Source organism: Pseudomonas sp. MF6776 (assembly GCF_016613125.1).
In the GTDB taxonomy this organism is placed as follows: Bacteria; Pseudomonadota; Gammaproteobacteria; order Pseudomonadales; family Pseudomonadaceae; genus Aquipseudomonas; species Aquipseudomonas iridis.
On sequence record NZ_JAENSQ010000012.1, the window covers coordinates 101,201 to 112,913 of the forward strand.

At 59.0% G+C, this 11,713-nt stretch carries 7 protein-coding genes; 4 read left to right on the forward strand and 3 right to left on the reverse strand.

Annotated features, from left to right (window positions below):
- Window positions 1–96 precede the first annotated feature (96 nt).
- The gene (locus JJD74_RS15880) at window positions 97–2,391 is read right to left on the reverse strand and encodes a fatty acid cis/trans isomerase (protein ID WP_200615340.1); all 2,295 of its coding nucleotides are present in this window, start codon (window positions 2,389–2,391) and stop codon (window positions 97–99) included.
- A gap of 157 nt (window positions 2,392–2,548) precedes the next feature.
- On the opposite strand from JJD74_RS15880, the gene metH reads away from it, so the two are divergent.
- Both metH and JJD74_RS15890 read left to right on the forward strand, forming a co-directional pair.
- Window positions 2,549–6,259, forward strand: coding sequence for a methionine synthase (gene metH, locus JJD74_RS15885; RefSeq protein ID WP_047301535.1), 3,711 nt, complete (start codon window positions 2,549–2,551; stop codon window positions 6,257–6,259).
- A gap of 143 nt (window positions 6,260–6,402) precedes the next feature.
- The gene (locus JJD74_RS15890) at window positions 6,403–6,621 is read left to right on the forward strand and encodes a DUF2970 domain-containing protein (protein WP_042559414.1); all 219 of its coding nucleotides are present in this window, start codon (window positions 6,403–6,405) and stop codon (window positions 6,619–6,621) included.
- Between the two features lie 6 nt (window positions 6,622–6,627).
- Here JJD74_RS15890 and JJD74_RS15895 read toward each other — a convergent pair whose 3' ends face one another.
- Window positions 6,628–7,701 (reverse strand): ABC transporter substrate-binding protein, encoded by a 1,074-nt coding sequence (locus JJD74_RS15895; RefSeq protein WP_200615341.1) that lies wholly within the window; start codon window positions 7,699–7,701, stop codon window positions 6,628–6,630.
- Window positions 7,702–8,225: 524 nt separating this feature from the next.
- Here JJD74_RS15895 and JJD74_RS15900 point away from each other — a divergent pair.
- Together JJD74_RS15900 and JJD74_RS15905 are read left to right on the forward strand one after the other, a co-directional pair.
- Window positions 8,226–9,884 (forward strand): nitrite/sulfite reductase, encoded by a 1,659-nt coding sequence (locus JJD74_RS15900; RefSeq protein ID WP_200615342.1) that lies wholly within the window; start codon window positions 8,226–8,228, stop codon window positions 9,882–9,884.
- Window positions 9,868–10,362: a DUF934 domain-containing protein gene (locus tag JJD74_RS15905; RefSeq protein ID WP_042559417.1), complete on the forward strand. Its 495-nt coding sequence runs from the start codon at window positions 9,868–9,870 to the stop codon at window positions 10,360–10,362. Before JJD74_RS15900 ends, JJD74_RS15905 begins: the two co-directional genes overlap by 17 nt.
- 70 nt (window positions 10,363–10,432) lie before the next feature.
- Here the strand turns inward: JJD74_RS15905 and sohB are convergent, their stop codons facing one another.
- Window positions 10,433–11,464 (reverse strand): protease SohB, encoded by a 1,032-nt coding sequence (gene sohB, locus JJD74_RS15910; RefSeq protein WP_042559418.1) that lies wholly within the window; start codon window positions 11,462–11,464, stop codon window positions 10,433–10,435.
- Between the last annotated feature and the right edge of the window lie 249 nt (window positions 11,465–11,713).

An 11,713-nucleotide genomic window follows, 5' to 3' on the forward strand; every position in this document is an offset into this window, starting at 1 on the left:
ATGCTCAAGGGGCCGGGGCAATCGCGAGCAGGCTCAGTTCCACAGGGGTTTTGCGATGCTGCTTGAAAACTGGGACAGCAGGTGTTGCTCAAATGATCAAAGATTCTCGTAGCGGTTCATGTCCAGTACGCCCTCTTCCACCGGTTCGGTTTCGTGGATGTACTGACTCAAATCGTGGAAATAGAACCAGAATTGCGGGTGACTGCGACGAATACCCCAGCGTTCGACGATTTTTTCGAAACGGTTGGCATCTTTGGCATTCTCCATCGCATCGACGAATGCCGGCACCTGATCAGCGGGAATGTTGAAGATGAAGTTCGGATAACTGCTGAGCACACCCGGATAGATGGTCAGCGTATCCAGCCCCGGCTGATAGCGCAGGGACTCACCCAGCAGGAACGCCACGTTACTGTGCGCGCGGTTGCGCAAAAGGCTGTAAGCCTCGCGTTTACCGCTGGCCGTTTCGACACGCAGCATGGTCGCTTCCGGCAATTGATCGATGACCTTCAAACCGGCCGCCGGGCGTGAAGTCAGACGGCTCAGCGCCTGCTCGGCATTTTGCAATGCCGGATCGATATTCGGCCGCGAGCAATAAGCGCCAGCGCAACGATTGATCGGGTCTGGCCGCGCATTGAGATCGCCGTAGCGCGCGAGCAACTGCATGGCGAAGTCGTGTTTCGGGTCCTTCTCATCGAGTTTCAGCGCGGTCGGCTTGTCGTCGTCGATGGCTTCGTAATCGAGCCACATCTTGAACTGGCCACCGCTCTGGTACCAATCGTTGAGGTAGTCCTCGCGGGAATCGGCCGGCATCAGACGCAGGAAGTTTTGCTCGGCACCGTTGCGAATCAGGTCGAAATACAGGCGGGTTTGCGCCTGATGCGAGACATTGCCGAAGACATCGAAGTTGACCGCCAACTGGTAATAGGTGCGTTCCAGCAGCGGGTAGTCGAACAGCCACATCGTTTGCGGCACTTCACCAATCAGGCCTTTGGTCACCGAGGCACTGTCGAAGTGGCGGAAGATGCTCAGCAACGCGTTGTCGTTGCCCGCCCACAGGGTCGACCAGCTCGGCGCCGGCAAGTCGGCGTAACTGTCACGGCGCAAGGCCTCGTATTCATTACGTTTGTCGCGGTAGTTGCGCCACAGGCTCAACACGCTGCCGACATCGTCGTTCTGCCCGGGCATGGCCAGCAACGGTGTGGCCTGGCCGCGATAGTTGGGATCGGTGATGTACAGGTCATGTTCCGGCGCCTGGAATAGTGCCCAGAAGTTGTCGCGAATTACGTCGGTCGCGATCTGCCCCCGACACACCGGGCCGCGAATAAACGTGCGGACGAAGTATTCAGCGTTGTCGAGCATGAACTGATAGCGCGCCTGCGCCGGAATCGCCTCGAACGTGACAAACGGATTGGCCCGGCTCTGCGGACCGTAACCCGGCAGCGCGTTGACCTGCCAGTCGCCGCTATAGAACAGGCTTTTTACCCGCGCCATCTTCGCCGCGCTCAGCGGATAGGTGATGTGGGTCTTGTGTACGATCACACCCTGTATCGGCCACAAGCGGTAGTACACCCGTGTGCCGGGATCGTCATTCGGACGGCGAGTGGCGATCAGGTCGATCGGCTGACCGGGCGGCGTACGTGAGCGTACCCATTGAAAAAAGTGTCCTGGCTCGCCGCCCTGGAAGTAGATGTGTGCCAGATACAAGTGCTCGAACAACCAGCGCCCGACCAGACTTTCCCGTGCACCGGGCAGGTTGAGCAGATTCTCCCATTGCGCAATCTGCATGGCTTCCTGGGCACTCGGTGCCAGGCCTTGTTCGTCGATTGGCGCACCGGAGGCCAGCCAGCGCTGCAAGGTCTGGTATTGCTGATCGGTCAGGCCAGTGACGGCCAGCGGCATGCCTTCTTTCGGGTGAGCGCCTGCATAGCCGTCAAATTCCGCGGGCATCGCGCACATGTTCGGGCGGTTGAGACCCAGGACTATGTTTTCCGGCAGTTTGGCGTTGGGCTCAAGCGGGGTCTTGTGCCCCAGCTCCAGCATGCGCGCCATCAGCGCAGCCTGACTGCCCTGGGCGTCGAGCACCGAGTAAAAGCCTTTCTGCTGCCAGGCGCGTTGGCCGAAAGCGTCGTAGAACAATCGCGTGGTCGGCGCCGCCTGACTGCGCTCGCCGTCGTAGACCGGCATTTTGCTCGCGCCACGCCCGGCGCCCTCGCCACTGCCCAGATTGAGCTGGCAGGCAGAGTCGTAGCACGCATGGCAGGCCACGCACTTCTCGGTGAAGATCGGCTGAATGTCGCGGCTGTATGAAATCGAGGATGAGATCGAAGGATCTTGCGCAGCGGCGCCCCAGCTTATGAACAGCAAGAAAATGCTGATGACGCGGTATGACATGCCCGGAATCCCGATCCTGAAGAAAAACGCTGCGATTCTACAGTTCTGACGCTCGTACCAACATGAGCGATATTCATGCAAAACCTGCACATGCTCCAAAACCGCACAGGTTTGTTATGATCCCGCTCCTTCGTAATGGTCTTTCCGAGTAGTCCAAATGTCCGATCGCAGCGTCCGCCTTCAAGCTCTCAAGCAAGCTCTCAAAGAGCGCATCCTGATACTCGACGGCGGCATGGGCACGATGATCCAGAGCTACAAGCTCGAAGAACAGGATTATCGCGGCAAACGCTTCGCGGACTGGCCGAGTGACGTCAAGGGCAACAACGACCTCTTGGTGCTCACCCGTCCTGACGTGATCGGCGGCATCGAAAAAGCCTATCTGGATGCTGGCGCCGACATTCTGGAAACCAACACCTTCAACGCCACACGCATTTCCATGGCCGACTACGGCATGGAAGAGCTGGCCTACGAGCTAAACGTAGAAGGCGCACGCCTGGCGCGCAAGGTTGCCGATGCCAAGACCGCAGAAAACCCCGACAAGCCACGCTTCGTCGCCGGCGTGCTCGGTCCTACGAGTCGCACCTGCTCGCTGTCGCCTGACGTCAACAACCCCGGCTACCGCAACGTCACCTTCGATGAGCTGGTGGAGAACTACACCGAAGCCACCAAAGGCCTGATCGAGGGCGGCGCCGATCTGATCCTGATCGAAACCATCTTCGACACCCTCAACGCCAAAGCGGCGATCTTCGCCGTGCAAGGCGTGTTCGAAGAGCTGCACATCGAACTGCCGATCATGATCTCCGGCACCATCACCGATGCGTCCGGCCGCACCTTGTCGGGCCAGACCACCGAAGCGTTCTGGAACTCCGTGGCCCACGCCAAGCCGATTTCGGTCGGCCTGAACTGCGCACTCGGCGCCAGTGAATTGCGTCCGTACCTGGAAGAGCTGTCGAACAAGGCCAGCACCCACGTTTCCGCGCACCCGAACGCCGGCCTGCCGAACGAGTTCGGCGAGTACGACGAACTGCCGATCGAAACCGCCAAAGTCATCGAAGAGTTCGCCCAGAGCGGCTTCCTTAACATCGTCGGCGGCTGCTGCGGCACCACGCCCGGCCACATTGAAGCCATCGCCAAAGCCGTGGCCGGTTACGCACCGCGCCAGATTCCGGACATCCCCAAGGCTTGCCGCCTGTCTGGTCTTGAGCCGTTCACCATTGATCGCAGCTCGCTGTTCGTCAACGTTGGCGAGCGTACCAACATCACCGGCTCGGCCAAGTTCGCCCGTCTGATTCGTGAAGACAACTACACCGAAGCGCTCGAAGTCGCCCTGCAACAGGTCGAAGCCGGCGCCCAGGTGATCGACATCAACATGGACGAAGGGATGCTCGATTCGAAGAAGGCGATGGTCACCTTCCTCAATCTGATCGCCGGTGAACCGGACATCTCCCGCGTACCGATCATGATCGACTCCTCGAAATGGGAAGTGATCGAAGCCGGCCTGAAGTGCATTCAAGGCAAGGGCATCGTCAACTCGATCAGCATGAAAGAAGGCGTCGAGCAGTTCATCCACCACGCCAAACTGTGCAAGCGCTACGGCGCTGCGGTAGTGGTGATGGCGTTTGATGAAGCCGGTCAGGCCGACACCGAAGCGCGCAAAAAAGAAATCTGCAAACGCTCCTACGACATCTTGGTCAACGAAGTCGGCTTCCCGCCGGAAGACATCATCTTCGACCCGAACATTTTCGCCGTGGCCACCGGCATCGAAGAACACAACAACTACGCTGTCGACTTCATCAATGCCTGCGCCTACATCCGCGACGAACTGCCGTATGCGCTGACCTCCGGCGGCGTGTCCAACGTGTCATTCTCGTTCCGTGGCAACAACCCGGTGCGTGAGGCAATTCACTCGGTGTTCCTGCTGTACGCGATCCGCAACGGCCTGACCATGGGCATCGTCAACGCCGGTCAGCTGGAAATTTACGACCAGATCCCTGTCGAGCTGCGCGATGCTGTCGAAGACGTGGTGCTCAACCGCACGCCGAACGGCACCGACGCCCTCCTCGCCATCGCCGACAAGTACAAGGGCGACGGCAGCGTCAAGGAAGCCGAGACCGAAGAATGGCGCGGCTGGCCGGTCAACAAGCGACTGGAACACGCGCTGGTCAAAGGCATCACCACGCACATTGTTGAAGACACTGAAGAGTCGCGCCTGTCGTTCGCCCGCCCGATCGAGGTGATCGAAGGCCCACTGATGTCCGGCATGAACATCGTTGGCGACCTGTTCGGTGCCGGCAAAATGTTCCTGCCGCAGGTGGTGAAATCCGCCCGCGTGATGAAACAGGCCGTGGCCCACCTGATCCCGTTCATCGAACTGGAAAAAGGCGACAAGCCGGAAGCCAAGGGCAAGATCCTCATGGCCACGGTCAAGGGCGATGTGCACGACATCGGCAAGAACATCGTCGGCGTGGTGCTCGGTTGCAACGGTTATGACATCGTCGACCTCGGCGTGATGGTGCCGGCGGAGAAGATCCTCCAGGTCGCCAAAGAACAGAAGTGCGACATCATCGGCCTGTCCGGCCTGATTACGCCGTCGCTGGATGAAATGGTCCATGTGGCACGTGAGATGCAGCGTCAGGACTTCCACTTGCCGCTGATGATTGGTGGCGCAACCACCTCCAAAGCCCACACGGCGGTGAAGATCGAACCCAAATACAGCAACGACGCGGTGGTCTACGTGACCGACGCCTCCCGCGCTGTCGGCGTGGCGACGCAGTTGCTGTCCAAAGAGCTAAAGGCCGGTTTCGTCGAAAGAACCCGCGCCGAATACGTTGAAGTGCGTGAGCGCACGGCCAACCGCAGCGCCCGTACCGAGCGTTTGAGCTATGCCGCCGCCATCGCCAAGAAGCCGCAATTTGACTGGAGCACCTACGCCCCCGTCAAACCGACCTTTACCGGTGCCCGCGTTCTGGACAACATCGACCTCAAGGTGCTGGCCGAGTACATCGACTGGACGCCGTTCTTCATTTCCTGGGACCTGGCCGGCAAATTCCCGCGCATCCTCGAAGACGAAGTGGTCGGTGAAGCCGCCACTGCGCTTTACAAGGACGCGCAGGAGATGCTCGCCAAGCTGATCGACGAGAAACTGATCAGCGCCCGCGCGGTGTTCGGCTTCTGGCCGGCCAATCAGGTGCATGACGACGACATCGAACTGTACGGCGATGACGGCAAACCACTGGCCAGGCTGCACCACTTGCGCCAGCAGATCATCAAGACCGACGGCAAGCCGAACTTCTCGCTGGCCGACTTCGTCGCGCCGAAAGACAGCGAAGTCACTGACTACGTCGGTGGCTTCATCACCACTGCCGGCATCGGTGCCGAAGAAGTGGCCAAGGCTTATCAGGATGCTGGCGACGATTACAACTCGATCATGGTCAAGGCCCTCGCCGACCGTTTGGCCGAGGCTTGCGCAGAATGGTTGCACCAGCAGGTGCGTAAAGAACACTGGGGTTATGCCAAGGACGAAGTGCTCGACAACGACGCACTGATCAAAGAGCAGTATTCGGGTATCCGTCCTGCTCCGGGCTACCCGGCCTGCCCGGATCACACCGAGAAAGCCGCGTTGTTTGCGTTGCTCGATCCTGAAGCAGAAGAAATGCGTGCCGGTCGCAGCGGTGTTTTTCTCACCGAACACTACGCCATGTTCCCGGCTGCGGCGGTCAGCGGCTGGTACTTCGCCCACCCGCAGGCGCAGTACTTTGCTGTCGGCAAGATCGACAAGGATCAGGTGCAGAGCTACACCTCGCGTAAAGCTCAGGAGCTCAGCGTGACCGAACGCTGGCTGGCGCCGAATCTGGGTTACGACAACTAATCCGGATTCAGCGCATTACCGTGTGGGAGCTGGCTTGCCAGCTCCCACAGGGATTGTGATTGAACTGACCTCTTCAGGGGTTTTGCGGTGTTCTTCAGTGGGTTGGCTATGCTTGTCTGACACACACGGCAGACGAGGGATTTATGGACGATCCAGTCGACAACAAACCGCCGAGCTTCTGGCAGATGCTGCACAGCGTGATGGCCGCGGCGTTCGGGGTGCAGAGTGGCAAAAACCGGGCAAGGGACTTCACACATGGCAAGCCCAGCCATTTCGTGCTGTTGGGCATTCTGTTCACGGCGGTATTCGCTTTGACGCTGTTTGCCATCGTCAAACTGGTGCTGCATTTCGCCGGGGTTTGACGGGCTTCAGCGCATCAGGGTCTGCAGCGTGAACGGATAGCGGTAGGAAATCGGCCGTCCCTTGGCCGAAAGCTTGCGAAAATTCACGTTGTAGCCCGGCGAGTCGCCCATGGCGAGTATTTGCCGAGCCTGGGCTTTGTTGATCAGTTGCAGTAATGGCAACTGGCGGTCGCGGCCGCCGTACTGCTCCAGATCAACGCCTTGCTCATAGTCATGCAATTCGACCAGCGCCCAGCCGCCAAGGGTAAAGTGCCCGCCGACCAACGCGCTCAGGCGCCCGTCAACCACCGCCTGCAATGCATTGCGAGACGTGTTGACCGCACTGAATAAAGCATCTTTGCCCGCAACCTTGCCGCTCTCGGCGTAGGCACGCATCGCGCCGAATGCCATTTCATCGTTGGCCGACCACACCAGTGACACTTGCGGATACCGGGCGAACAACTGTTTGGCCTGTTCATAGGCGCGCTGCTCCGTCCAGCCGCTGTAGATCAGTTGACGCAAACGCACTTGCGGATGCTCGGCCAGTGCGCGCTGCATGCCCTGCTCGCGCAACTGCGCCGAGGGGGTGATTTTCAGACCGGAGAAAGCCAGCACTTCAATCTGCTCACCCTTGCTCACGGGCGGGTGCAACCGGATCAACTCCTTCATCATCAGGTAGCCGCCCTCCTCATCGTTGGGCACCAGACTGCCAATCCGGTCGCTGCGCTTGCCCACCAGCGCCTGCTGATCAGGGGTCAGCGCCGCATTGACCATGAACAGCTTCACGCCACTGTTCTGCGCCAGGCGCAGGATCTGCGGTGCCACGTATTGCTCGTTGACGAACATCAGGTAATCAGGACGATTGGGGCCCAGCAATGCAAGACGTGCCTGAGCCAGAGTCAATTCAGGCTGACGCCGGGAATAGAGGATTTGCAGATCGACGCCCAGATCCCTGGCGGCTGCCTGCATGAACTGCGAGTAACTGACCCAGAACGTTTCGTCGGTGTAACCGGGATTCAGAAACAGCACGGACTCGGCTCGCACAGCATTGGCGAAGAATGCGCCGAACAGGGCAAGGCTGACGTAGAGAAACTTGAACATGAAGCATCCGGGCCCGAGGAAAAATGGCCGCGCATTATAGCCATTCAACCACCGGCTATTGACGCCTGATCCCGCTTTTTGTCCGACAATCGTCGGAAGCGGGCCCGGACGGGTCGTTTACTGATGGCTGACCCAGAACACCGCTGTTCCTACGACGAGAATGATCAGGAACAAAATGGCCCACGCATCCACGCTGCTATCGTTTTTTCTTGCCTTGGTCGGGTTGCTCATTGCATCGCCTCTTATCGGTTTTATCGGTGATTGCAGAAAGACTCGACCACAGTTAAGACGATGATTGTCCGCACGACAAATGTGGATTAGTTAATAACTGTTATCGTTAGGCGATTTGGTTCTTTACATATACTCAAACATCACTTTTGCGCATAACTGCAAACGGGTATATTGCCCCGGCTCCCTTAGGGAGCGCGCGGCCGTGCGCGCAGAATTGCAGAGGCAACATCGGACTCCAGCAAGCGAAAACGCAGCGTTTTCCGAGTAGCCCAAAGCCTGAGAACAGGACTTATATGTACGTATACGACGAGTACGATCAGCGGATCATCGAGGACCGCGTCAAGCAGTTCCGTGATCAGACCCGACGCTATCTGGCAGGTGAGCTGAGCGAAGAAGAATTCCGCCCGCTACGCCTGCAAAATGGCCTCTACATTCAGCGCTTCGCGCCGATGCTGCGCGTGGCGGTGCCTTACGGCCAACTGACCTCGCGTCAGATGCGCATGATGGCCAAGATTGCCCGTGACTACGACAAGGGCTACGCCCACATCAGTACCCGGCAGAACGTCCAGTTCAACTGGCCGGCGGTGGAAGACATCCCGGACATCCTCGCCGAACTGGCCACCGTGCAGATGCACGCGATCCAGACCAGCGGCAACTGCCTGCGCAACGTCACCACCGACCAGTTCGCCGGTGTCGCTGCCGACGAGCTGATCGACCCGCGCCCATGGTGCGAGATCGTTCGTCAGTGGACGACCTTCCATCCGGAATTCGCCTACCTGCCGCGCAAATTCAAGATCGCCGTCAACGGTTCGACCGCTGACCGTGCGGCCATCGAAGTACACGACATCGGTCTTGAGCCGGTGCACAACGAAGCTGGCGAACTCGGTTTCCGCGTCCTGGTGGGCGGTGGCCTCGGTCGTACGCCAGTGGTGGGCGCGTTCATCAACGAGTTCCTGCCGTGGCAGGATCTGTTGAGCTACCTCGACGCCATCCTGCGGGTCTACAACCGCTATGGTCGTCGCGACAACAAGTACAAGGCGCGGATCAAGATCCTCGTCAAGGCGCTCACCCCTGAAGTGTTCGCGCAGAAAGTCGATGCGGAAATGGAACACCTGCGCGGTGGCCAGACCACGTTGACCGAAGCCGAACTGCAGCGCGTCGCCAGGCACTTCGTCGATCCGGACTACAAAGCGCTGGAAAACCAGACCGCGCAATTGGCCGATCTGGACAAAGAACACCCAGGCTTCGCCCGCTGGCGCACCCGCAATACCCTGGCGCACAAGAAGCCGGGCTATGTGGCCGTGACCCTGTCGCTGAAACCGACTGGCGTAGCGCCGGGCGACATCACCGACAAGCAGCTTGACGCCGTCGCCGATCTGGCCGACCGCTACAGCTTCGGTCAACTGCGCACCTCCCACGAGCAAAACATCATTCTTGCCGATGTCGAGCAAAGCCAACTGTTCGCCCTGTGGGGCGAATTGCGTGAAGGTGGTTTCGCCACGCCGAACATCGGCCTGCTGACCGACATCATCTGCTGCCCTGGCGGTGATTTCTGCTCGCTGGCCAACGCCAAGTCAATCCCGATTGCCGAATCGATCCAGCGCCGTTTCGATGACCTGGACTACCTGTTCGACATCGGTGAGCTGGACCTGAACATCTCCGGTTGCATGAACGCTTGCGGTCACCACCACGTCGGCCACATCGGTATCCTGGGGGTGGACAAGAAAGGTGAGGAGTTCTATCAGGTCTCCCTCGGCGGCAGCGCCAGCCGTGATGCGAGCCTGGGCAAGATTCTCGGCCCGTCCTTCGCACAGGAAGTCATGCCTGACGTGATCTCGAAGCTGATTGACGTGTACGTGGAACAACGTACCGAAGACGAGCGCTTCATCGACACCTATCAGCGTATTGGCATCGACCTCTTCAAGGAACGCGTCTATGCAGCGAATCATTAAGAACAACGAAGTCGTCGACGAAACCTGGCACTTGCTGCCCAAGGATTTCAACATCGACGAGATCAGCAACTGCGACGATCTGATCGTTCCGCTGCAACTGTGGCGTGAACACAGCCGCATGCTCATGGCTCGCGACGGCGGTCTGGGCGTGTGGCTCGACGCAGACGAGGAAGCAGAGGAAATCGGTGAGGACGTTGATAAGTTCCAGGTGATCGCGCTGAACTTCCCGGCATTCACTGACGGGCGCAACTACTCCAACGCGCGCCTGTTGCGTGATCGCTATGGCTTCAAAGGCGAGCTGCGAGCGATTGGCGATGTGCTGCGCGATCAGCTGTTTTACATGCGCCGCTGCGGTTTCGACGCCTTTGCCGTGCGTGCAGATAAAGATCCGCACGAAGCGCTGGAAGGTCTCAAGGATTTCTCGGTGACCTATCAGGCCGCCACTGACGAACCGCTGCCGCTGTTCCGTCGCCGCTGAGTCTTCGCCACAAAAGCTGCGGACAAAAAAACGCCGGTCATTGACCGGCGTTTTTTTATGCCTGACTGACTTACCAGAAGCGCTGCTGGGTCAGACGGCTCCACCAGCTCAGCAGCACGCGATCTACCGAACCGCTGGCTGCCATGCCGATGCGCTCCTGCAGACTTTTGCGTTCGGCGTAATGCAGGTGGTAAACCTCAGCCTGCCTGGCCTTCTGCGAAAGGTATTCATCGCTGGTCTTGAGTTCGTCGACCAGTTGCTTGTCCAGCGCCGCGACGCCAAGCCAGACTTCGCCGGTTGCCACGTCATCGATGGCCAGTTGCGGACGGTAGCGGGCAACGAAGTTCTTGAACAGTTGATGGGTGATGTCCAGGTCTTCCTGAAACTTCTCGCGGCCTTTCTCGGTGTTCTCACCAAACACGGTCAGGGTGCGTTTGTACTCACCGGCGGTCAGCACTTCGAAGTCGATGTCGTGCTTCTTCAGCAGGCGGTTGACGTTGGGCAACTGCGCAACCACACCGATCGAGCCGAGAATGGCGAACGGCGCACTGATGATCTTCTCGCCGATGCACGCCATCATGTAGCCGCCGCTGGCCGCGACTTTGTCGATGCACACGGTCAAGGGCACGCCGGCTTCGCGGATACGCGCCAGTTGCGAAGACGCCAGACCGTAGCTGTGGACCATGCCGCCGCCGCTTTCCAGACGCAGGACAACTTCGTCTTTCGGCGTAGCGAGGGTCAGCAGCGCAGTGATTTCATGACGCAGGCTCTCGGTGGCCGAGGCTTTGATGTCGCCGTCGAAATCCAGCACGAACACCCGTGGTTTGGCCTCGGGTTTTTTCTTCTGCTTCTTCTCGCTCTTTTCGGACTTGGCCTCGCCCTTGCGCAAGGCCTTGAGCTGATCCTTGTCGAGCAGGGTCTGCTCCAGGCGCTCACGCAGGCCTTTATAGAAATCATTGAGCTTGCTGACCTGCAACTGCCCAGCCGACTTGCGCCGGCCCTTGCTGCGCAACGCGGCAAAACTGGCGAGCACCACCAGAATGGCGATCACCAGGGTGACGGTCTTGGCCAGGAAACTGGCGTATTCGGTGAAAAACTCCATAAGACATCCAATGAGGCGTTTGAGCCCCATTCTACGGGCGTCTTTCAGCCAATGTCTAACACTGTTGTAACGGAATTCTAACGGTTTGTGACACCGTAAAGCCCTTCATCCAGAGACCTGCGCGGGCGCGATGAGGACCCCATGCGGGCGCACGATAAGGCTCAGGCGCGAGGGTGGCACGGGGGACTATGGGGCTGTAAAGACATTGAGGTGGTCATTCAGATTTTTCTGTCAGATTCTCAAAGGTTC